Source organism: Phenylobacterium sp. LjRoot219, assembly GCF_964252995.1.
In the GTDB taxonomy this organism is placed as follows: Bacteria; Pseudomonadota; Alphaproteobacteria; order Caulobacterales; family Caulobacteraceae; genus Phenylobacterium.
Map to the genome: position 1 here is coordinate 615,123 of NZ_CAXUQI020000002.1, position 21,897 is coordinate 637,019.

Consider the following 21,897-nt stretch of genomic DNA (forward strand, 5'->3'; position numbering starts at 1 on the left):
CTCAGGCGGCGACCGGGGCCGCGCGCCGGGCGCGGACCTTACGGCGCGCGATCCAGAGGTAGAGGCCGCTGCCGGTGACGATGATGGTCACGACGTCGAGCCCGGCCCAGACCAGCTTCAGCGGCAGTCCGCCGTAGTCGCCGAAGTGCAGCGGCTGGGAGATCGACAGCGCGTTGGCGTACCAGGGCATCGGCCGCACCGCGGTCAGCGCCCCGGTCTCGGCGTCGATCAGCGCCGGGGTGATCAGGTGCTTGGTGAGCGGCCGGTCGCCGTGGAAGAAGACCGCGTAGTGGTGGGCGGTGGAGTAGGAACCGCCGGGGAAGGCCACGAACTGCAGCTGCATGCCGGGCAGCGCCTTGCGCGCGGTCGTCACCGCGGCGTCGAGCGAGGCGCTCGGCGCCACCGGCCGCTGGCCGGCGTAGGCGGCGGTCAGGGCGGCGAGCTCGGTGTTCTTCCAGTGGTCGACGATCGGCGTGGCCAACGTGTTGACGACGCCGGTCAGCCCGACCGTCAGCGCCCAGGCCACCGTGACCACGCCCATCAGGTTGTGCAGGTCGAGCCATTTGGCGCGCGGCGAGCGCGAGGCGCGGACCGCGCCGAACGGCAGCTTCTGCATGAAGGGGGCGTAGAGCACCACGCCGGAGACGATCGCCCCGGCGAAGGCCAGGCCCATCGCGCCGAGGAACAGCATGCCGGGCAGGCCGAGGAACAGGTCGGTGTGCAGCTGCAGGATGAAGTCCATCACCCCGCCGCCCGGGATCGGGGGCGCCTCCTGGCCGCTGGTCAGGTCGAAGGAGGCGAAGTGCATCTCCGAGCCGGCCGCGTCGGGCCGCGGTCCGGTGGTGACGTTCACGACCGGCCGGTCGTCGTCGAAGCTCATGAAGATCGGCGCCTCGCCCGGCCGGGCTTTCAGCGCTGTCGCCAGCACCTGGTCGTACGTCATCAGCGGCCCCCCGGGGTTGGCGGGGCGCCAGCGGTCGTGGCCCAGCGCGTCGTCGATCTCGTGGTGGAAGATCAGCGGCAGGCCGGTCAGGCACAGCATCAGCAGGAAGACCGTGCACACCAGGCTGGTCCAGGTGTGGACCGCCTGCCAGGCGCGCACGGTCTCCTGCCGCAGCATCAGAAGTCGACCGAGGCGGAGACGATGAAGGTGCGCGGCGTGCCGAGCACCAGATAGTTCGCTCCCGGGTAGCCGCCGGCCGAGGCCCAGTAGTCCTTGTCGGCGACGTTCTCGACGCGGGCTCGCAGGGTCAGCGCCTGGTCCGCCGCTTCGAAGGCGTAGCGGACGCCGAGGTCGAAGCGGGTCCAGGACTTCAGCTCGACGGTGTTGGTGGCGTTGGCCCATTGCTCGCCGGTGTAGATCGCCCGGCCTTCCAGCGTCAGGCCGGCGACGGCGGGCACGTCCCACTCGAGGTCGAGGTTGGCGGTGAACTCCGGCACGCCGATCGGCGCATTGCCGTCCAGGGCGCCGTCCGCGGTGCGGGTCATTTTCGGGTCGATGTAGGTGGCGCCACCGAGCAGCCGGACGTTCTCGACGGGCTGGCCGTAGGCGCTGAGCTCCAGGCCGCGGTGGCGCTGCTTGCCGTTGCTCTGGAACAGGTTGTCCTGGACGAAGGCGCTGGGCAGAGAGACCTGGAAGGCCGACAGCGAGCCGCCGAAGGTCCCGTAGTCGACCTTCATCCCGAGCTCGTACTGCTTGCCGCGGAACGGCGCGAGCACCGTGCCGGCGTTCAGCACCGGCACGCCGCCGACCGTGTCCGGCGCGGTCTGGCCGGGGATCAGCGCCTGGGAGTAGTTGCCGAACACCGAGATCCGCTCGTTCGGCTTCACTACCAGGGCGAAGGCCGGGGTCCAGGCGTCGGACTTGTAGCGGCTGTTTTCGGAGCCGTCGTTGTAGTCGAAGGTGCGGGTGTAGATCTCCTGCCAGCGCACGCCGGCGGTGAACAGCACCCGGTCGTCGAGGAACGACATCATGTCGGCCAGGGCGAAGCTGGTGTTGCGGGTGCGCTCGGTCACCAGCGGATCGTTCAGCACGCCGCCGATGAAGAAGTCGGTCGCCGGCCGCGCCACCACGGTCGGCGTATAGAGGCTGCCCGGGAAGCCGGCGAAGCTCGAGAAGGCGTAGGCGTTCTTCGATTTCAGCTTCACCGCCTGGCCGGCGCCGACCAGCCGGTGGTCGACCGGGCCGGTGGTCAGGTTGAACCGGACCCCGGCGTCGGCGGAGATCACCGTGTCCTCGCGGCGGTTGTCGAAGCGGTAGGCGGTGGTGGTCCCGTCGGCGAAGGCCGAGGGGTTGGAAAGCACGTTCTTCTCGCGCCCGTCGCGGCCGCCGACCGCCGCCCAGACGCTGAGGTCGTCGGTGATGTCGGCCTCGCCGCGGGCCACGCCGAACAGCTGGCGCTCGTCGGTGAAGGTCCAGGGCTGGGCGAAGTTCGACGAGGCCTCCGGCGGGGCCGGGATCTCGCCGAGCGGGGTGACGCTCGGGCGCGGCGCCTTGATGTGGTGGTCCTGGTAGCCGACGTCGGCGGAGAAGCGCGCCCGGTCGCCGCGATAGTCGAGGCCCAGTGCGGCGACGGTCAGCTCGCGGCCCTGGTCCTTGACCGAGGTCTCGCCGCTGCGGCGCACGAGGTTGCCGCGGACGCCGAAGTCGCCGTCCGGCCCGAACCGGCGCGCCACGTCGGCCGCGGTGAGGAGGCTGCCGCCGGTCTCCCAGCCGGCGGTGAAGCGGGTGAGCGGCGCGTCCGGCGCGCGCTTCGGCACCAGGTTGAAGGCGCCGCCGACCGCCGAGCCGCCCGGCGCGGCGCCGTTCAGGAAGGCGTTGGCGCCGTGGAAGACCTCGACCCGCTCGAGGAACTCGGCCGCCACATACTGGCGCGGCAGGATCCCGTAGACCCCGTTGTAGGTCATGTCGTCCGAATAGACCGGGAAGCCGCGGATGACGTAGAGCTCCTGGAAGTTGCCGAAGCCCTTGGCGACCCGCACCGACGGGTCGTTCTGCAGCACGTCGGCGACGCTGCGCGCCTGCTGGTTCAGCATCAGCTCCGAGGTGTAGCTGGTGATGACGAACGGCGTGTCCATCAGGTCCATCGCGCCGAACATGCCGACCCGGCCGCCGCGCGCCACCTGGCCGCCGGCGTAGTCGCCGGTCAGCTCGACCTGCGAGCCGGCGGTCACCACCACTTCGCTGACCGACGTCGGCGCCGGATTGGCCGCCTGGGCCCAGGCAGGAGACGCCCCGAGGAGCGCTGCGGCCGCCGCCGAAGCCAGTGCGAAATTCCGATAGCCCATGAACCGTCAGCCCCAAGAGAATGCGAGTAACTCGCACTAGCGATTGAGGCGGCGGCTGACAATCAGAGGCCACGCCACACCCCGCTGTTTTTGTTGCAATTCAGCGCAGCTCGGCGCCGCGGCCACACCCGGTCCGAGGCGAAGCGCCCCGATCCGCAAGCGGCGCCTTGTTCGCGGTGGCGCTCAGCCACTAGGCTCCCTGCCAGGCAGTCGCCGCTGCGGGGGAAAGCACCATGGATCGCCGCCTGTTTCTGCAAGGCACAACAGCGCTGGCCCTGGCGGGCGTCTGGACGGGCGGGGCGCAGGCTGCGACGCCCGAAGACGCCCGGCTGCGGGCGCTGCTGGACGCCTTCTGGGAGGAGGACCTCGACGCCTGGCCGCAGACCGCGACGACGTTCGGGGTCGACGTCGGCAAGCGCGCCGCCCAGCGCAGCCGGCTGGACGACCTGTCCTCCGCCGGCCGGGCGCGCTGGATCGCCGCCTACAAGACGCGGCTCGCGCGGCTGGCGACGATCGACCCGGCGAAGCTGTCGCCGATGGGGCGGACGGACCTGGAGGTGGCCGACTACGCCTATCGCCAGGGCGTCGACGGCGGGGAGCGTTTCCCGTTCGGCGAGACCGCCGGCTATGCGCCGTACTCGCCCTATGTGCTGAGCCAGCTGGCGGGCGCCTATCAGGGCGTGCCGGACTTCCTGGATTCGGTGCATCCGGTGAAGACCGCCAGCGACGCCGAGGCCTATCTGGCCCGGCTCGCGGCCTTCGCCGGCGCGCTCGACGCCAACACCGCGGACTTCCGCAAGGACGCCGCGCGCGGCGTGCTCGCGCCCGACTTCGTGCTCGACGCGACCCTGGCGCAGTTGCGGCAGCTGCGCGCCCCGGCGCCGGAGGCGAGCGGCCTGACCACCTCGCTGACCCGGCGGGCGGCGGAGGCGAAGATCGCCGGCGACTGGGGCCGCCGGGCTGCGGCGATCGTCGGCGGCGAGGTTTATCCGGCGCTCGACCGGCAGATCGCCGCGGTCGAGGCGCTGCGCCCGCAGGCCCGGCCGGAGCCGGGGATCTGGAAGATCCCCGACGGCGAGGCCTTCTACGCCGGCGCGCTGGCCTTCCAGACCACCACCCGGCTGACGCCGGAACAGGCGCACGACCTCGGGCTCAGGCAGGTTGCCGAGCTCGAGGCGCAGATGGACCTGCTGCTGAAAGCCGAGGGCCTGACCCAAGGAGCGGTCGGCGCGCGGATGGCCGAGCTCGCCAAGCGTCCGGATCAGCTCTACCCGAACACCGACGCCGGCCGCGCCGAACTGCTGAAGGCGCTGAACGTCCAGACCGACGCGATGCGCGGGAAGATGCCGCGCGCCTTCCGCACCCTGCCGAAGACGCCGGTGGAGATCGTCCGCGTGCCGCCGGAGATCGAGGCCGGCGCGCCGAACGGCTACGCCACGCCGCCGTCGCTGGACGGCGCGCGGCCGGGCCGGTTCTACATCAACCTCAAGGACACGGCCGAGTGGCCGAAGTTCAGCCTGCCGACCTTGACCTACCATGAGGCGATCCCGGGCCACCAATGGGAGGGGGCGATCTCGCGGGCCTCGACCGAGATCCCGCTGCTGCGCCAGGTGGCGCTGAATTTCTCCGCCTACGCCGAGGGCTGGGCGCTCTACGCCGAGCAACTGGCCGACGAGCTCGGCGCCTACGACGGCGATCCGGTCGGCCGCCTGGGCTATCTGCAGTCGCTGCAGTTCCGGGCGGTGCGGGTGGTGGTCGACACCGGCATGCACGCCAAGCGCTGGAGCCGCGCGCAGGCCACCGACTACATGGTCGAGAAGACCGGCTACGCGCGCAGCCGGGTGCAGCGCGAGATCGACCGCTACGCCGTCTGGCCGGGCCAGGCGTGCGCCTACAAGATCGGCCACACCGAATGGGTGCGGCTGCGCGAGGAGGCCAAGGCCCGGGCCGGCGCGAAGTTCGACCTCAAGACCTTCCACGACGTGCTGCTTCGCGGGGCCTCGCCGCTGGTGGTGCTGGAGCGCACCGTGCAGGAGACGATCCCGGGCTAGCGGCCGGAGGTCCTCCACCTGAGGGCGGCTGCGGGCCGCCGGCGTGGCCGGAGGCCCGCGGTCCAAGCTACATGCGGCCGATTTCGACGCGACGGGCGTCGGCGTCCATCGTGTTGGCGGCGCCGATCTCGACCGTGGCCGGCGGGCGCATCTCGATGCTGGCCAGCGGCACCCCGGCGTTGACCAGGGCGTCGCGCACGGCGACGGCGCGGTTCCTCGCCAGCTCCTGATTGTGCGCGAGGTCGCCGGTGCGGTCGGTGTAGGCGGTGACCGCGATCCTGCCGCCGTCGGCCTTGAAGGCGGCGGCGGCCTTCTCGATCACCGGGCCGCTGTCGGCCGGGATGACCGCCGAGTCGTTGGCGAAGAAGACCTTGGCCGGGAAGCCGGCGACGACCGGCGCGGTGGTGGTCGCGCCGGGCGCGGCGGCCGGCGCAGCGACGGTCGCGGCGGGCGCCGGTGCGGTCGCGACTGCTGGGGCGGGCGGCGCGGTCTCGGCGACGGGCCTGGCGGCTTGCCGACCGGCGACCAGCCACCACAGCAGGGCCAGCAGGGCGATCCCGAGGATGAGCCATGGCAGCCAACGCGGCATGCCGCCGGCGGCGGGCGTGGCGGCGGCCGCGGCGGGTCGGGCGCTGAAGGCCTGCGCCGCCGGCTGGGCGGGCGGGACCGCCGCGGCGGCGGGCCGTTCGGGACGGCGGTCGGGCATGCTGGCGACCGCCGAGGCGGCCACGCCCATCGCTGCGGCCGAGGCGGCGGCCGGCGCTGCGGCGATCCCGTCACGCCCGCCGAACACCGACAGCTTCCTGAAGCGCTCGGCCAGCAGGTAGTAGACCGTGACGCGGTTCTTGGTGTGGTCGGCCTTCATGCGCTCGCCCACCGCAGCGATGCCGGCGTCGAGCTCGGAATCCGGGGCGGTGAGGCCCAGCTTCTTCTTGAGGTAGTTCTCGCGGACCCGGTCGACTTCGACCTTCTCGGTGAACGAAACGAGCGACGAATCCCGCTTCTGCAGGGCTATGCCGCAGTAGCGCACGATCGCGTCGATGACGCCCTGGTCGGCGTCGGGGACGTACTTCCGCACGTCGAGGGACCAGTCTTCGGCCATGAGGAGCCTCCTCGGCTAAGGCCGCGGCGACCGGGGCGGTCAGCGCGACGCCGACCCGCTATAGACCCGGGCAAGCGATGGCTCGCTCGGGCGCTATGCTGGGGTGGCCGTGGGAAACGCCCTAGAGAGCCGGCCGCGCCGGGGCCGTGGCGGCTCAGCCCCGGGTCATCGCGGTCCGGCGATGACCCGGGTTCAGTCCGGGGGGCTGCCGGCGCGTCAGCGCCGGACGAGGCCGTGCGGCTGGACCACGCCGAGGTCGATGTGGGTGACCACGCCCGGCTTGGCGTCGCAGATCGCCGCCATCGCCGTCGCGCCGACCAGTCCGGTCCACGGCAGACCCAGGAACGGGCGCACGCCATTGGCGTCCGGGCGCGCCATCAGCCTCACTTCGAGCGCCGGATCGCCGTCGATCACCACCTGATAGCGGCTGTCGAGATCCCACTTCGGTTCGACGTGTTCGCCCATGGTCCAGTAGAAATGGTAGGTGATCAGCGGCGCCCCGTCCGCCCAGGCAGTCCATTCGTAGTGCTGGCCGGCCACCGTGCCTTCGCGGACGACGCCGGTGTCGGGCAGGCCCACGCCGAGGCTGTAGGGGATGTCCTGGGTCGCCTTGGCGACTTCCAGCTTGGTGGTGACTTTCTCGATCGTCTTGCCCAGGCCTTCGGCGACCATCGCCATGGATTCCGCGAAGGCGAAGGGCGCTTCCGGCGAGCGGCTCGGCTTCGCCAGGAGCTCGTCCGGGTCGCGCCCGAAGCCCATCATCTCGGTGTAGACCATCGGGTTGCGGATCTTGTCGATGAACTCGGTGACCTGGATGTGGTCGACGCGGTTCATCAGCCGGGTGAGCGTCAGCGGCAGGATGTCGCCCGAGAAGCCCGGGTGAATGCCGCAGGCGTGGTAGGAGGTCTGCCCCTCCTGACAGGCTGCGTCGATCTTCGCGAACTGCTCCGGGTAATGCTGCCGCGAGAACGGACCGGCGACCGAGGCGACGTTCTTACCGGACCGCAGCAGGCGGCAGATCAGGTCGACGTCGGTGACGATCGGCGCGAAGTGCACGCAGTCGGCCTCAAGGGCGATGATCTTCTCGACATCGTTCGTCGCCAGCACGCCGGTCGTCGGCGGCAGGCCGACGATCTCGCCGGCGTCCTTGCCGACTTTTTCCGGATTGGTGACCAGGACGCCGACCAGGTCGTAGATCGGGTTCTCGATGAAGTGCTGCAGCGCCGCCTTGCCGACGACGCCGGTGCACCATTGGATCACGCGATAGGTCTTCTGAGCCATTACGAGCGCTTCCTGTTGTTCGGCGGGCCGAGGTGGCTTGTCGGCCCGGCCATTTTCATCAGACGACCGAGCGGACCTGTCCGCCGTCGACGCGATAGTTCGACCCGGTCACGTAGCCCAGGGCCGGGCTCGCCAGCATGCAGGCCACCATCGCGACCTCATTGGGCAGCCCGAGCCGGCCGACCGGCGGCAGATCGAACACCTTCGCGTCCGCCAGCCGCTGGGCGATCTCCTCGAACGACATCTCGGGGTCGCCGAACTTGGCGCGTCCGAACCGCACCAGGCCGTCCACCATGATCACCCCGGGCGTGACGGTGTTCACCGTGACGCCGACGCCCTTCAGCGATCCGGCCAGGCTGACGGTGAAATTGTTCAGCGCCGACTTCGCCGCGGAATAGTCGACGCCGACATTGTTCGGCTGAATCGCCACGGCGCTGGAGACGTTGACCACACGGCCGAACTTGGCCGTGACCATGTCCGGCACGGCGAGCAGCGCCAGCCGCACCGCGCCGAGCATGTTGGCGTGATAATTCGACAGAAAGTCCTCGACCTTGATGTCCAGCGGCGGCTTCGAGGTGTTGCCGGTGGAGCTGCCGCCGGCGTTGTTGATCAGGATTTCGATGGATCCGCCGAGCGCGGCGCGGGCTTCTTCGTGCACCGCCGCGGCGCCCTCGTCGGTGCCGAGATCGCCAATCGCGACGCCGGCCGCCTGGATCTCCGCGGCGACCTTTTCAGCCCGCTCGCGGTTCCGGCCGTGAACGATGACCGCGGCGCCTTCCTGCGCAAGCATTCGCGCAACGGCTTCGCCGATCCCGCTGCTGCTGCCCGTCACCAGCGCGCGCCGTCCCGCAAGCTGCAGATCCACTCGGTTTCCTCCGCCAATCTCCGCCGCGCTGAAGCGCCGGCGCATCCCTCTGTCGTTGCCCAGGTGATGGCACGTGGAGGGGTGGCGGGAACCTCCCATTTGGGAGGTTGAAGCAAAGGCGGTCAGCCTCGCAGGAACAGTTCCGCCGTCGCGTCAATGATCGCTTCGGCGTCCAGCCGATAGGTGCGGTGGAGATCCGGCAGGTCGCCGCACTGGCCGAAGCGGTCGACGCCGAGCGGGCTGACGCGCAGGCCGGTGACGCCGCCCAGCCAGGAGAGCGCGCCCGGCGAGCCGTCGAGCACGGTGACCAGGCCGGCGCCCGGCGGCAGCGCCGACAGCAGGGTCTCGGCGTGGCTGAGCTCGGGCTTCTTGCCGGTCCAGCGGGCGGCGCGGCGGGCCGACCAGCCGCGGTGCAGCAGGTCCGGCGAGGTGACGTTGAGCAGGCCCAGGCCGGGCAGGTCGTCGGCCAGCTGCTCCCAGGCGGTCAGCGCCTCGGGCGCGACCGCGCCGGTGAAGGCGATGGCGGCCTTGGCGTCCTGGCCCGGCTTGCGCAGCCAGTACCCGCCCTTCAGTGCGTCGGCCTCCCAGCCGTCGTCCGGGCGTTCGATCTGCGGGATCTGCCTTGTGCTGAGCCGCAGGTAGACCGAGCCGCCGTCGGCCGGCCGCTGCATATGGTCGAAGGCCCAGCGCATGATCAGCGCCAGCTCGTCGGCGAAGGCCGGCTCGAAATAGGTCAAGCCCGGCTGGCCCATGCCGATCAGCGGAGTGTTGATCGACTGGTGCGCGCCGCCCTCGGCGGCCAAGGTCAGGCCCGACGGGGTGCCGACCAGCAGGAAGCGGGCGTCCTGGTAGCAGCCGTAGTTCAGCGCATCGAGCCCGCGCGAGATGAACGGGTCGTAGACCGTGCCGACCGGCAGCAGCCTCTGGCCGAACAGCGGCGCCGACAGTCCCAGCGCCGCCATCAGCAGGAAGAAGTTGTTCTCGGCGATGCCGAGCTCGATGTGCTGGCCGGCCTCGTGCTGCGCCCACTTCTGGGCCGAGGGGATCTTGGCCTTCTGGAAGACGTCGGCCAGCTCCTGGCGGCGGAACAGCCCGCGCTGGTTGACGAAGGCCCCGAGGTTGGTGGTCTGGGTGACGTCCGGGGCGGTGGTGACGATGCGGTCGCCGAGCGGCTCGCCGGACTTGGCGAGGTCCAGCAGGATGCGGCCGAATGCGGCCTGGGTGGACTGCTGGGCGCCGGGCGGGACCGGCAGCCGCGCGGGCACCGGCACCGGCTCGGCGGCCGGCTGGGCGCGGGTCCGCGCCAAGGGGCTGTCGCCGACGAAGGCCTTCAGCCGCGCCGCGGCGTTGGCCCCCAGGCCGCCCCACGGCTCCCACTCCTCGCCCTCGGCGATGCTCAGGGACGCGCGCAGCTGGGCGATCTGGTCCGGCGTCATCATGCCGGAGTGGTTGTCCTTGTGGCCAGCCAGCGGCAGGCCGTAGCCCTTGACGGTGTAGGCGATGAACAGCGTCGGGATGTCGTCGGCCGCCTGATCGAAGGCGTCGATCAGCGTCTCGACGCAGTGACCGCCGAGATTGGTCATCAGCGTCGCCAGCGCGTCGTCGTCGAAGCTGTCGAGCAGCGCCGCCACGTTGGGCCGGTCGCCGATGTCGGCCATCAGCCGCGCGCGCCAGGCCGCGCCGCCCTGATAGGTGAGGGCGGCGAACTCGGCGTTCGGACAGTTGTCGATCCACTCCTCGAGCGTGCGCCCGCCCGGCCGCTGGAACGCCGCGCGCTGCAGCTTGCCGTACTTCAGGGTCAGCACCCGCCAGCCGCAGGTCTGGAAGATGTCGTCGAACCGCCGGAACATCCGGTCGGCGGTGGTGCTGTCGAGCGACTGGCGATTGTAGTCGACCACCCACCAGCAGTTCCGCAGGTCGTGCTTGTAGCCCTCGATCAGGCACTCGTAGATGTTGCCTTCGTCGAGCTCGGCGTCGCCCATCAGCGCGATCATCCGCCCGGCGTCGGCCGCGGGCATCTGGCCGTGCGCGATCAGGTAATCCTGCACCAGGCTGGCGAAGGCGGTGATCGCGACGCCCAGCCCCACCGAGCCGGTCGAGAAGTCGACCGGGATCTGGTCCTTGGTCCGCGACGGATAGCTCTGCGCGCCGCCGAGCCCGCGGAAGCGCTGCAGCTGGTCCAGCGACTGGTCGCCGAGCAGGTAGTGGATGGCGTGCAGCACCGGGCCGGCGTGCGGCTTGACCGCCACCCGGTCCTGCGGCCGCAGCGCATGGAAGTAGAGCGCCGACATGATCGCGGTCATCGAGGCGCAGCTCGCCTGGTGGCCGCCGACCTTCAGCCCGTCGCGCTTGGCCCGCAGGTGGTTGGCGTTGTGCACGGTCCACGACGACAGCCAGCGCAGCCGGGTCTCGAGCATGTCGAGGGCTTTGACGGTGTCCTGGCGGTCGGGCGCGATGGTGTCGGTCATGGGGCGAACTTAGCGCCGCGGCTCGCCACAGGTCCTTGCAAATTCAGCTACAATATGGCCCATATTTGGCAGAATCTGCCAACTCGATCTGAGGTCCAGTTCACTCATGCCAACCGCGCGCCTCGACGAGCTGGACCGCAAGATCCTCGAGCAGCTGCAGGCCGACGGCCGGATGTCCAACCAGGAGCTGTCCGAGCAGATCGGCTTGTCGCCCAGCCCGTGCCTGCGCCGGCTGCGCCATCTGGAGAGCGAGGGGGTGATCCGCAGCTATGTCGCCCTGGTCGATCCGGAGGCGGTGGGCCTCGGCGTCACCGCCTTCGTGCGCATCCGCCTCGACCAGCAGGACGACCGGCACCTGGCGCTGTTCGAGGCGGCCGTCGCCGAGTTTCCCGAGGTCATGGAGTGCTACCTGATGACCGGCGAGGCGGACTATCAGCTGCGCGTCCTAGTCGGCTCGCTCGGCGAGTTCGAGGATTTCCTGCGCCGCAAGCTGACCCGCATCCCCGGCGTCGGCCAGGTGACCTCGAGCTTCGCCCTGCGCCCGGTGGTCTACAAGACGGCGCTGCCGGTGCGGGCGGTCTGAGGCGGTGAGCACCGCCGCATGACCGGAAGCGGAGGTCAGGTCCCAGCCGGGCAGTGGAACCTCGCTAGGTTCCGCATCCGGGTCCCGCGCGAACTGGCCCTAACGACCCTTAGCGGAACGTCAATCGGCGACGCGGCAAGCTCGAAGGATGTTAGATCCATTGCGCGACCTCACCGACGGTCGTCCGCGGCCCTTTGCTGTCGATCGGCGGGCGAAGAAGGAGGACTTTTTGATCGCGCTCGCGATCGGCGCTGCCTTCTACGTTGGATATCCGATCTGGCATGAAGTGACACAGGGGCACGCCACGAGCGGAACGCTATGGCGGCATTGCGTCGGGCAGGCTTCGGAGATGCGAAGCTTACGCGCGAGTGGTTCAAACCGTGCCCGGGCAGGGGAAACAAGCGGTACTCTTGGCAAACGCCTCATGCGAAAGGGTTATGCGTGCTCCTATGAGCGCGGGTCGCCGTACGCAGGGGTGCATGTCGCGGAGACGCGATAACGAGGCACCACGGAGTTCCGGATTTCGGAGCCAGCCCTCTTGGCGCTCGCGACCGTCTCGGTCATTCGCGAGGTCCGCTCTCAGGTGGGCCACCGTCCAAGCTCAGGTGTCGGCGCGAGTGACTTTGAAGTCGCCGAGGGGTGTAACCCGGGTAGGGGAACACAACCTCCGAGGAGACCTCCATGCGCGCTCTTCTGCTTGCAATCGCCACCGTCAGCAGCTTGGCCGCTGCAGCGCCAACTCTCGCCCAGACCTTCAGGGTGAACAATAACCTCAGCATCGACGTCACCGGCTTTAGCGGCGATCCGAAGACCCTGCCCGACGCGGTGACCCACATCGAGTCCCTGAACGGCGGACGAGTGGCCGCGATAACCTTTAACAACGTCGCCGGTACTCCGGGCTACGGCGTCATCGTGTTGAAGGGGTCGGACGTCAGGTTTTGGCGGCTCGACACTCCGACCGGCCAAGCTGTTGAGCTTACCGGCGCATCGGTTCCGTCGTGGATGTTGACGTGGCGGAACCAACGGCGCGCGGCCGCCGTGCAGGACGCCAAGATTTCGCTCGCCGACGCGATCCGCACGGCCGAAGCCTCACAGCAGGGCGCACCGGCGGTCGTGGCCGGCATCGCGAGAAACGCCTCCAACCCCGACTCGACCGTTCAGGCCTACATGGTCGGGATCCTGAAAGATGGCCGGCTGACGCGCGTCGCAGTGGACTCGCAATCGGGATCGCGGATCGAGAACCCCGAGGTGCTGGATTGGTGAGACAAAGGGAGTAGGTCGGAAAAGGGGATCCCATCGTCCGCGCAACCCTGGACAGCCGACGGCGACCTCCGGTTCCGGGCAGGACGCCAACGGGGACTTTCCACCCTTTGCGGAAGTTCGGAACTTCCGCTTCCGGGACGCGGCTGACCAGCGCTGGCGACCACCTCGCGCGCTGACCCCATCTAGGCTCGCGCGACAGCCACGGCGGTCATTTCGAGGAGCGCGCCCGGCAGGCCGAGTTGCGCAACGCGGACGCCCGTCACGGCCGGGTAGGGCGCGCCGAGCCGCGCCGCCTGCACCTCGGCGACCTGGGTCAGCTGGCTCTCCAGGTCGCCGGCATGAAAGCAGGTGAGGCTTGCGACATCGTCGAGCGTCGCGAAGATATTCTCCGCCTGGCTGCGAAAGTCGGCAGGAGCCGGCCGTGGGCGTCGACCCCGATGATCCCGGAGATGTGGAGCAGGTCGCTGATCCGCACGGCGGGCGAGAAGCGGTAGGCGTCGGATACCGCCTTCATCGAAGCGGGTACGATGACCTCGAACGGCTTTGACACGGCTCCCTCCGGCACGCCGCCCCGCCCGCTCAGAGCAGCGTCACCGTTCCGGTATCCAGCGCATAGTAGCCCGCGACGATCTTGAGGCTCCCCTTCTTGATCAGCTCCGCGAGCACCGGGGAGGCGGTCCCCAGCAGGTTGGCCTGGATCTTGGCGTTGAGCTTGGCGGTGACCTCGTAGTCGCGCCCCCCCTGCGCGACCGCCTGTTGCAGCGGGGCGTAGAGCGCGCTGATCTGCCCGGGGACGGCCTGGCCGCCGACCGCGGCCTTCACCGCCCCGCAGCCCTGGTGGGCCAGCACCATGATGATGCGGGTCCCGAGGACCGCGGCCCCGTATTCGAGCGAGGCGATGATCTCGGTGGTGGCGACGTTGCCCGCCACGCGGGTGACGAACAGGCGTCCGATGGTCTGGTCGAAGACCGTCTCCACCGGAACCCGGGAGTCGGCGCAGGACAGCACCGCCGCGAACGGCTCCTGCTTTTCCACCGTGTCCGCCTTCTGCATGGCGAGGTCTTCGGCGTACGAGGTCATGTCGTCCGCGACGTAGCGCTTGTTGCCGGCCACCAGCCGCGCGAGCGCCTCGTCCGGACTGATCGTCGTCTGGGCCGCCGACTTGCTCGGGACCAGCCCCGAGGCCCAGGCCAGGCCCGCGCCGGCGCCGACGGCGATGAACCCTCGCCGGGCCAAGGCGAAACATCGCGCGTGACCGCAGGTCGGGGGCGCTGTCGGTGGAACCTGGCGCACGCTCATCGGTCTCGCCCTCGCAACTTGCAGCACCGCTTGGCGGGGTCATCTTGCGGGGACGCCGGCGGCGGACAATCAGGTGTTCGACGGAGCACGCGCGCTGGGATAGCCGTGCTTGTGTCTCTAAGGTCCGGGGGGCGGGCTGCAGAAAATGCATTCAGAACCGGCGCCGCGTCTGCTTCTATGCGGCGCCGCTGTGAGGAGAGGGAAGATGACCGATTTTGTGGCCGCCGAGAGCGGCATTCGCCAGTTGCAGGCCCGCTGCATCGACACCGTCTGGCGCAAGGACGCCAAGGGCTTCGCCGCCTGCTTCGCCGAGGACGGCGAGTGGAAGATCGCCGGCCAGCACGTGCGCGGCCGCGGCGAGATCGAGGCGCTGTTCGCCAAGCTGCTGGGCCTTTGCGACAAGGTGATCACCCAGAACGGCGCGCCGATCCTCACGGTCGGCGACGGCACTGCGTTCGGCCGCACCTATGTGATCGAGGACGCCAAGCTGATGAGCGGCGCGACCGCCCACACCCTCGGCGTCTATTACGAGCGCTTCGTCGAGACGGCGGACGGCTGGAAGTTCGCCTGGCGCCACTGGAGCCTGAAGTACCGCGGGCCGGCCGACATGACCGGCGACTTCTACGACTCTCCGGACTACGGCCCGCACCCGGGCATGCCGGGCGCCGACGAGCCGACGACCACCAAGAAGGCCGGCTCGGTCTGACGACCAGCCCTGCGCGCGACGGGCTTCAGCTCCTGGGGGAGCCGCGGTCCGTCGCCGCCTGCTTCCGTCGCGAGGTCGGCAGGAGGCTCAGCAGCACGGCGCCGGCGGCCACCACGCCGAGGCCGAAGAGCGCGCCGCGGCCCGTATAGGCGACGCTCGAATAGAGCAGGTAGGCGTTGGTCGCGACGAACACCGCGGGCAGCAGGGGGTATAGCGGGACCCTGAATGGCCGCTCCGCCTGCGGTTCGAGCCGGCGTAGCCGGAACAGGGCGAGCCCCACCAGCAGCAGGAAGGCCCAGAACACCGGGGCCGTGTACTCCACCGCCGTCCGGAAGCCGTCGCGGGTAAAGCTGCCCGCCAGCACCAGGGCCAGCGCCGCCAGCCCCTGGACGACGAGCCCGTGGCGGGGCGTCGCCGCGGCGGGATCCCAGCGGCCCAGCCAGGCCAGGGCGGGGTGGTCGCGCCCCCAGGCGAACGCCGAGCGTGCGCCGGTGAAGACTGTCGCATTGACCGAGGTGAGCGCGGCTGTCGCGATGAACAGGCTGATGAGCGCCGCGCCGGCGGGGCCGAAGGCGAGCTGCATCACGTCGGCGGCCACCGCCTCGGACCGCGCCGTCCCCGCAAGGCCGAGCGCGCGCAGATAGGCCGCGTTGGCCGTCACGTAGAGCGCGGTGATGACGAGCAGGCTGTAGATGAGCACCGGCGCCATCCTGCGCCGCGCGCCCTTCAGCTCCGCCGAGAAATAGACGGCTTCGCTCCAGCCGCCGAAGGTCAGCAGGACGAACACCATGACGAGGCCGAACTCGCCCGTCCCCTGCGCCGTCGGCTCAGGCGGCGCGGCCGGCGCGATGATCAGGCCGGCGACGATGACCACGCCCAGGCCGGCGATCTCCAGGCCCGTCAGCCAGTTCTGAACGCGGGTTCCGGCCCGAACGCCGCACCACTGGATGACGGTGATCGCCGCCACGGCGCCCGCCGCATAGACCGAGGCGGACCACGGCCCGAGGTGCACGAGCTGGCTGGCGTAGTCGCCGAAGACGAAGGCGAGCAGCGCGATCGAGCCGGTCTGAATGACCGACAGCCGCGCCCAGCCGTAGAGAAACGCCAGGCGTCGGCCGAACGCGCGCGACAGGAAGTGATAGTCCCCGCCGGCGTGCGGAAAGCTCGCCGCCAGCTCGGCGTAGCAGAGCGCGCCGACGATCGAGATCAGGCCGCCGGCGGCCCACGCCAGCAGCACGCTTCCGGCGTTGTCGGCCGCGCCGGCCACCAGCGACGGCGTCCGGTAGATGCCGGCGCCCACCACGATGCCGATGGTGATGGTCACCGCCTCCAGGAGGCCGATCGAGGGCCGCGGCGATGCGCCTGGCGCGTCGGTCATCGCCCGGGTTCGCGCAACGGCACGAAGGCGACGGCCCCGAGGCGGCGTGTCTGGACCGCGCCGTTCGCGGCCTTGGTCACGATGGTGAGCTGCTGGTGGTCGCCCCCGTCGCCGGCCGGGATCACCATCCGGCCGGTCGGCTTCAACTGCTGCACGAGCGGCTGGGGAATCCGCGTCGCGCCGGCGGTCACCAGGATGGCGTCGAACGGAGCGTGCTCCGGCCAGCCCTTGTAGCCGTCGCCAGCCCGGACCTTCACGGACGTGTAGCCGAGCTCGCGGAGCCGCGCGGCCGCGCTCGTCGCCAGCTGCGGAACGATCTCGACGGTGTACACCTCGGCCCCGAGGGTCGCGAGGATGGCCGCCTGGTAGCCGGAGCCGGCGCCGACCTCGAGCACCCGGTCGCCCGGCTGCACGGCCGCCACATCGGTCATCACCGCGACGATGAACGGCTGCGAGATGGTCGATCCGTGGCCGATCGGCAGGGCGGTGTCGCTGTAGGCCAGCGGTTGCAGCAGCTTCGGGACGAACCGGTGGCGCGGAACTTCGCGCATGGCGGCCAGCACCCGGCCGTCGAGGCGGCGGGATGGGCCGAGCGCGCCCGCCGCCGCCAGCTGCTCGATGTTCGCCACCATCGCGTCCCGGCTGCGCTGGCTGGCGGCGGGTTCGGCCGCGGCCGCCGGCGCGGCGAGGAGTGCAACAGCCGCCACGAGGTTCGCGAGCATGCCGACCTCCAGGCTATTTCCTGTCCGATGATACCACGTCCGCCTGCCGCTGGCGGCATGGCGCGACGGGCATCCCGGGGATCTTCAGCGATCGGGACCGGGCCTTGACTGATCGTTCAGGGCCTTGATCTAGTGCCGCTTTCGGAGCGGGGGCGCGGACACGCCTCCTCGATTGCGGGGGGGGCGATGGACGCTGAACTGATGGCGCGGATTCGCGCCAATCCGAAATATGCGCTGCTGGTGCGCCGCCGCAGCCGGCTGGCCTGGACGCTGACGGCGCTGATGCTGGTCGCCTACTACGGCTATGTCGGGCTGATCGCCTTCGACAAGGCCGTCCTCGCCCAGCCGATCGGTGACGGCGTCATCTCCCTCGGCATCCCGGTCGGCCTCGGCATGATCGTCTTCACCGTCGTGCTGACGGCGATCTACGTCGTCCGGGCGAACGGCGAGTTCGACCGGCTGACCCGCGAGATTGTCGCGGAGGCCGGCGCGTGAGGCGGATCGTCCTTGTACTGACATTGCTGGCTTCGCCGGCGTTCGCCGCGCCGGCCCTGGAGGGGCCGGTGGAGCGGCAGGCCACCAACTGGACGGCGATCGCCATGTTCGCCGCCTTTGTGGCGCTGACCCTGTGGATCACCCGCTGGGCCGCGCGGCGCACCCATACGGTCGCCGACTTCTACTCCGCCGGCGGCCGCATCACCGGCTTCCAGAACGGCCTGGCGATCGCCGGCGACTACATGTCGGCGGCCTCGTTCCTGGGGATCTCCGCGCAGATCTTCAGCGCCGGCTACGACGGGCTGATCTACTCGATCGGCTTCCTGGTCGGCTGGCCGATCATCATGTTCCTGATGGGCGAGAAGCTGCGCAACCTGGGCCGCTTCACATTCGGCGACGTCGCCGCCTTCCGGTTCCGGCAGACGCCTGTGCGGGTGTTCGCGGCGATCAGCACCTTGGTGGTGGTGATCTTCTACCTGATCGCCCAGATGGTCGGGGCTGGCCAGCTGATCCAGCTCTTGTTCGGCCTGCCGTACGGCTACGCCGTGGCGACGGTCGGCGTGCTGATGATGCTCTATGTGCTGTTCGGCGGCATGACCGCGACCACCTGGGTGCAGATCACCAAGGCGGTGCTGCTGCTCGCCGGCGCGAGCTTCATGGCCCTGATGGTGATGGCCAGCGTCGGCTTCTCGCCCGAGGCGCTGTTCCGCCGCGCCGTCGAGGTGAAGACCATCCTGGCGGCGCAGGCCGGCGCCGGGCCGGACGAGGCGGCCGCCAAGGGCCTGTCGATCATGGGGCCGGGCAACTTCCTGAAGGACCCGATCTCGGCGATCTCCTTCGGCATGGCGCTGATGTTCGGCACCGCCGGGCTGCCGCACATCCTGATGCGGTTCTTCACGGTTCCGGACGCGCGCGAGGCGCGCAAGTCGGTGCTCTGGGCGACCACCTGGATCGGCTACTTCTACGTGCTGACCTTCGTCATCGGCTTCGGGGCGATCGTCCTGGTCGCCACCGACCCGGCCTTCCTGACCGCCAGCGGCGGCCTGCTCGGCGGCGGCAACATGGCGGCCATCCACCTGGCGCACGCGGTCGGCGGCGACCTGTTCTTGGGCTTCATTTCCGCAGTGGCGTTCGCGACCATCCTGGCGGTGGTCGCCGGGCTGACACTGTCGGGGGCCTCGGCAGTGTCGCACGAGCTCTACGCCACGGTGTTCCGCCGCGGCCAGGCGGACCAGGCCGGCGAACTGCGGGTGTCGCGGATCACCACCCTGGTGCTCGGCGGACTGGCGGTGCTGCTCGGCATCGTCTTCGAGGACCAGAACGTCGCCTTCATGGTCTCGCTGGCCTTCGCCCTGGCGGCGTCGGGCAATTTCCCGGTGCTGCTCTCAGCCCTGCTGTGGCGCGGCTGCACGACCCGCGGCGCGGTGGTCGGCGGCGGGCTCGGCCTAGTCAGCGCGCTGGTGCTGATGGTGCTCTCGCCGTCGATCTGGGTGGCGGTGCTGGGCCACGAGACGGCGATCTTCCCCTACACCTCGCCGGCGCTGTTCTCGATGACGCTCGCCTTCGCCGGGATCTGGCTGTTCTCGGTCACCGACCGCAGCGCGGCCGGGGCCAAGGACCGCGCCGGCTTCGACGAGCAGGAGGTGCGCTCGGAGACTGGGATTGGCGCGCACGCCGCCGCCAGCCACTGAGGCCGGCGGTCGGGGCGGCTCGCCGCCGCCCCGACGCTGAGCGTTACGCCGCGGAGCTGGGCGGGGCGGACCGGCGCTCGACCTGGTCCACCGCCTCGCGCATCGGCTTCAGCGCGAAGATGTAGAGCAGTGAGGCCAGCGGTGCGCAGATCGCCGCGTTCAGCGCGATCGCCAGGCCGACCTTGCTGTCGTCCTGGAACAGATAGGTGGTGAAGGCGCCGACGACGGTCGGGCCGAGCCCGGTGCCGAGCAGCGAGGTCACGAACAGATAGGCCGCGGAGATCTGGCCGCGGTAGTTGTTCGGCGTCACCAGGGCCAGCGCCGCGGGGCCGACGCCGGCATAGCCGCTCATCAGGTTGGCCAGCAGCAGGAAGACGATGAACAGCTCCAGCCGCGAACTCGTCATCGCCATCACCAGGAACACCGCCTGCGCCAGGCCGGCGGCGATGAAGTAGCGCAGGTGGGCGTCGCGCACGCCGCGGGCGAACAGCCGGTCGGCGACCCACCCGGCCATCAGGCCGCCAGCGACCCCGCCGATCACGCTGATCGGGGCCAGGATGTTGACCACCTGGGTGATCGGGATCTCGAACTTGCGCAGCAGGAAGGTCGGCGACCAGGTCTGGAAGCCGTAGCCGCAGGCGGCCAGCATCGCGGTGCCGAGGAAGTGGCCGGTGTAGAAGCGCCAGTGGGAGCGCATGTAGCGCACGGTGTCGCCGACCGAGGTCGCCGGGCCGGCCAGCCGCTCGCGCCGCGGCGGGTCGGTCATGGTCCAGATCAGCAGCGCGATCACCAGGCCGGGCAGGCCGGCGGTGAGGAACACCGCGCGCCAGGCGTTGATGTGGCCGAGGATCGGGACCTCGATCCCCTCCTTGGGGAAGGCGCTGATCAGGTAGCCGCCGAGCAGCAGCGAGACGCCGACGCCGATGTAGGTCCCGGCGCCGAACACCGACAGCGCCAGCGAGAGCCGCCGCCGCGGGAAGGTGTCGCTGATGATCGAGTAGGCGGCCGGGTTCAGGGCCGCCTCGCCGGCGCCGACGCCGAAGCGCGCCAGCATCAGCTGGAAGAAGTTGCCCGCCAGGCCGCAGGCGGCGGTGGCCAGCGACCAGAAGCTGACGCCCGCGTAGATCACGCTGCGGCGCGAGTAGCGGTCGATGATCCAGCCGAACACCAGGCCGAAGGTGACGTAGAACAGCGAGAAGACCACGCCCTGCAGCAGGCCCATCTGGAAGTCGGTCAGGCCGAGGTCGCGGCGGATGTCCGGCACCAGCAGCGCCATGATCTGGCGGTCGAGCAGCGACAGGCAGCTAAGGACGGTGAGTACGCCGACGGTCCACCAGGCGCGCCGGCGGGACGGATAGCCCGCCTCCGCGTCCGGCGCGGAGACATCGGTCGAGGTCGCGGTTTGGAGAGCCACGGCGAACGTTTCCCAAGTTTCTTGAAATTGGCCCACCCGAGCCTGGGCGCGCCCGCCGCTTCTAAAGGCTTCCCCTCCAGTCAAATGTTAAAAGTTGGTAAGGTTGGCGGCGCAGCCCCAGCTAGCGTGGCGGGAGCGCCGCGCCCTGCGTCCCGGAGCCGCCGCGCGCCTGGTCGCATAGGGCAGGACGAACAGGTACAGGCCGGTGATCAGCAGCGGAATGAGCGGGACCAGCGCCAGGAATCCGATCCAGGCGGCGGGCGCCTGCCGGACCATGGCGACGATGTTGATGATGACTGCGACGGTAAAGATGAGGGACAGCCAGCGGTGGATCTGCCGGACCAACTTGTTGCCGTTCAATGGGACCTCCTTGGAGACGACTTGGGTTTGAACTGAGCGGGCGGAGGTCATTCGGTCCGCGCCAGCACCTGCTCGAGGTTGTCGAAGAACTTCGGCCAGCCCGCCTGGGCGCCGCCAAAGGCCTGCCGTTGATCCGGCCGGAAGCCCTTCTGCTCCATGCGCAGCAGCGTCCCCGTGCTGGTCGGCGTGAGCGTCCAGGTGACGACGCTTTCGAGGCCCAGCGCATCCCAGGTGTAGGACAGCGTCGTGTGCGGCTCGACGGCGAGCACCCGACAGGCGACGGCGCCCCAGTCGTTGCGCAGGCTGAAGCCGTGGTCGACGACCGGCGCGAAGTCGTTCTTCATCAGCCACTCCTCGATCAGGTGCGGCTGGGTGAGCGCGCGCCAGATCTTCTCCGGCGGGAACGGCACGTCCCGTTCGACGACGACGGAGCGCGCTTCGGTCGACGCAGCAGTCATTGATCCATCCTCTTCAGCAGGTCTTCGAGATCGTCGAACCGGCCTTCCCAGAACCCGGCCATCTGGTGCGTCCAGTCGATCAGCGGGGACAGCGCGCCGGGCTGGGCGCTGTAGTGGGTCTGGCGGCCTTGGTGACGGTCGCGCACCAGTCCGGCCTGCCGCAGCACCGCGAGATGCTTGGAGACGGCGGGCTGGGAGACCCCGGCGCGCGCGGTCAGCGCCCCGACCGTCTGCTCTCCGTCGCGGCACAGCCGCTCGAAAATGGCCCGGCGCGTCGGATCGGCCAGCGTCCTGAACAGGGTGTCGTGATCGGTCGGCACGGATCCATAACTCGGTGGCTATTGGTCTGATCCATAACCATTCAGTTATAGATATGGCAAGCCGAAATCGTCGGGGCCGGCGAACGTGAGACGGAGGTCAGCGCGGGCTGCGCAAAGCCGCGGGTTGCGGAGTTGGCGAGGGGAGGGCCAATG

General features: G+C 70.1%; 20 protein-coding genes. 6 read left to right on the forward strand and 14 right to left on the reverse strand.

The window, feature by feature from the left end:
- Position 1: 1 nt before the first annotated feature.
- Complete coding sequence (locus ACSQ14_RS20915; protein WP_436016174.1) at positions 2 to 1,120, reverse strand: PepSY-associated TM helix domain-containing protein; 1,119 nt, start codon at positions 1,118 to 1,120, stop codon at positions 2 to 4.
- Entirely contained in the window at positions 1,120 to 3,288 is a 2,169-nt protein-coding gene (locus ACSQ14_RS20920; protein WP_436016175.1) for a TonB-dependent receptor, read from the reverse strand. The genes ACSQ14_RS20915 and ACSQ14_RS20920 overlap by 1 nt, the downstream gene beginning before the upstream one ends.
- Positions 3,289 to 3,521: 233 nt before the next feature.
- Between ACSQ14_RS20920 and ACSQ14_RS20925 the strand changes: the two genes are divergently transcribed.
- Entirely contained in the window at positions 3,522 to 5,339 is a 1,818-nt protein-coding gene (locus ACSQ14_RS20925) for a DUF885 domain-containing protein (RefSeq protein ID WP_436016176.1), read from the forward strand.
- Between the two features lie 67 nt (positions 5,340 to 5,406).
- On the opposite strand, the gene ACSQ14_RS20930 is transcribed toward ACSQ14_RS20925, so the two are convergent.
- The 4 genes from ACSQ14_RS20930 to ACSQ14_RS20945 all read right to left on the reverse strand — a co-directional run bounded on the left by ACSQ14_RS20930 (position 5,407) and on the right by ACSQ14_RS20945 (position 11,055).
- Positions 5,407 to 6,441 (reverse strand): DUF2853 family protein, encoded by a 1,035-nt coding sequence (locus ACSQ14_RS20930; RefSeq protein ID WP_436016177.1) that lies wholly within the window; start codon positions 6,439 to 6,441, stop codon positions 5,407 to 5,409.
- Between the two features lie 216 nt (positions 6,442 to 6,657).
- Positions 6,658 to 7,722 (reverse strand): NAD(P)H-dependent amine dehydrogenase family protein, encoded by a 1,065-nt coding sequence (locus ACSQ14_RS20935; protein WP_436016178.1) that lies wholly within the window; start codon positions 7,720 to 7,722, stop codon positions 6,658 to 6,660.
- Between the two features lie 58 nt (positions 7,723 to 7,780).
- Positions 7,781 to 8,587 carry an SDR family NAD(P)-dependent oxidoreductase gene (locus tag ACSQ14_RS20940; RefSeq protein ID WP_436016179.1) on the reverse strand — a complete coding sequence of 269 codons (807 nt, stop codon included), beginning with the start codon at positions 8,585 to 8,587 and terminating at the stop codon, positions 7,781 to 7,783.
- Positions 8,588 to 8,709: 122 nt separating this feature from the next.
- On the reverse strand, positions 8,710 to 11,055 hold the full coding sequence (locus ACSQ14_RS20945) for a transketolase (RefSeq protein WP_436016180.1): 2,346 nt from the start codon (positions 11,053 to 11,055) through the stop codon (positions 8,710 to 8,712).
- 106 nt (positions 11,056 to 11,161) lie between these two features.
- Here ACSQ14_RS20945 and ACSQ14_RS20950 point away from each other — a divergent pair, with 106 nt between their 5' ends.
- Positions 11,162 to 11,638: an Lrp/AsnC family transcriptional regulator gene (locus tag ACSQ14_RS20950; RefSeq protein WP_436016181.1), complete on the forward strand. Its 477-nt coding sequence runs from the start codon at positions 11,162 to 11,164 to the stop codon at positions 11,636 to 11,638.
- 681 nt (positions 11,639 to 12,319) lie between these two features.
- Positions 12,320 to 12,901 (forward strand): hypothetical protein, encoded by a 582-nt coding sequence (locus ACSQ14_RS20955; RefSeq protein ID WP_436016182.1) that lies wholly within the window; start codon positions 12,320 to 12,322, stop codon positions 12,899 to 12,901.
- Between the two features lie 313 nt (positions 12,902 to 13,214).
- On the opposite strand, the gene ACSQ14_RS20960 is transcribed toward ACSQ14_RS20955, so the two are convergent.
- Both ACSQ14_RS20960 and ACSQ14_RS20965 read right to left on the reverse strand, forming a co-directional pair.
- Positions 13,215 to 13,451, reverse strand: coding sequence for a RidA family protein (locus ACSQ14_RS20960; protein WP_436016183.1), 237 nt, complete (start codon positions 13,449 to 13,451; stop codon positions 13,215 to 13,217).
- A 29-nt stretch (positions 13,452 to 13,480) separates the two neighbouring features.
- Entirely contained in the window at positions 13,481 to 14,137 is a 657-nt protein-coding gene (locus ACSQ14_RS20965; protein WP_436016184.1) for a carbonic anhydrase, read from the reverse strand.
- A gap of 268 nt (positions 14,138 to 14,405) precedes the next feature.
- Here ACSQ14_RS20965 and ACSQ14_RS20970 point away from each other — a divergent pair, with 268 nt between their 5' ends.
- Positions 14,406 to 14,906: a YybH family protein gene (locus ACSQ14_RS20970; protein WP_436016185.1), complete on the forward strand. Its 501-nt coding sequence runs from the start codon at positions 14,406 to 14,408 to the stop codon at positions 14,904 to 14,906.
- Positions 14,907 to 14,931: 25 nt separating this feature from the next.
- Here the strand turns inward: ACSQ14_RS20970 and ACSQ14_RS20975 are convergent, their stop codons facing one another.
- Both ACSQ14_RS20975 and ACSQ14_RS20980 read right to left on the reverse strand, forming a co-directional pair.
- Positions 14,932 to 16,284 (reverse strand): APC family permease, encoded by a 1,353-nt coding sequence (locus tag ACSQ14_RS20975; RefSeq protein WP_436016186.1) that lies wholly within the window; start codon positions 16,282 to 16,284, stop codon positions 14,932 to 14,934.
- Complete coding sequence (locus tag ACSQ14_RS20980; protein WP_436016187.1) at positions 16,281 to 17,006, reverse strand: protein-L-isoaspartate(D-aspartate) O-methyltransferase; 726 nt, start codon at positions 17,004 to 17,006, stop codon at positions 16,281 to 16,283. The genes ACSQ14_RS20975 and ACSQ14_RS20980 overlap by 4 nt, the downstream gene beginning before the upstream one ends.
- Before the next feature lie 186 nt (positions 17,007 to 17,192).
- On the opposite strand from ACSQ14_RS20980, the gene ACSQ14_RS20985 reads away from it, so the two are divergent.
- Both ACSQ14_RS20985 and ACSQ14_RS20990 read left to right on the forward strand, forming a co-directional pair.
- On the forward strand, positions 17,193 to 17,501 hold the full coding sequence (locus ACSQ14_RS20985; RefSeq protein WP_436016188.1) for a DUF485 domain-containing protein: 309 nt from the start codon (positions 17,193 to 17,195) through the stop codon (positions 17,499 to 17,501).
- Positions 17,498 to 19,192: a cation acetate symporter gene (locus ACSQ14_RS20990; protein WP_436016189.1), complete on the forward strand. Its 1,695-nt coding sequence runs from the start codon at positions 17,498 to 17,500 to the stop codon at positions 19,190 to 19,192. Before ACSQ14_RS20985 ends, ACSQ14_RS20990 begins: the two co-directional genes overlap by 4 nt.
- A 43-nt stretch (positions 19,193 to 19,235) precedes the next feature.
- Here the strand turns inward: ACSQ14_RS20990 and ACSQ14_RS20995 are convergent, their stop codons facing one another.
- The 4 genes from ACSQ14_RS20995 to ACSQ14_RS21010 all read right to left on the reverse strand — a co-directional run bounded on the left by ACSQ14_RS20995 (position 19,236) and on the right by ACSQ14_RS21010 (position 21,744).
- Positions 19,236 to 20,606 carry a spinster family MFS transporter gene (locus tag ACSQ14_RS20995; protein WP_436016190.1) on the reverse strand — a complete coding sequence of 457 codons (1,371 nt, stop codon included), beginning with the start codon at positions 20,604 to 20,606 and terminating at the stop codon, positions 19,236 to 19,238.
- Between the two features lie 87 nt (positions 20,607 to 20,693).
- On the reverse strand, positions 20,694 to 20,966 hold the full coding sequence (locus ACSQ14_RS21000; RefSeq protein ID WP_436016191.1) for a hypothetical protein: 273 nt from the start codon (positions 20,964 to 20,966) through the stop codon (positions 20,694 to 20,696).
- Between the two features lie 47 nt (positions 20,967 to 21,013).
- Positions 21,014 to 21,424: an SRPBCC family protein gene (locus ACSQ14_RS21005; protein WP_436016192.1), complete on the reverse strand. Its 411-nt coding sequence runs from the start codon at positions 21,422 to 21,424 to the stop codon at positions 21,014 to 21,016.
- Complete coding sequence (locus ACSQ14_RS21010; protein ID WP_436016193.1) at positions 21,421 to 21,744, reverse strand: ArsR/SmtB family transcription factor; 324 nt, start codon at positions 21,742 to 21,744, stop codon at positions 21,421 to 21,423. Before ACSQ14_RS21010 ends, ACSQ14_RS21005 begins: the two co-directional genes overlap by 4 nt.
- Between the last annotated feature and the right edge of the window lie 153 nt (positions 21,745 to 21,897).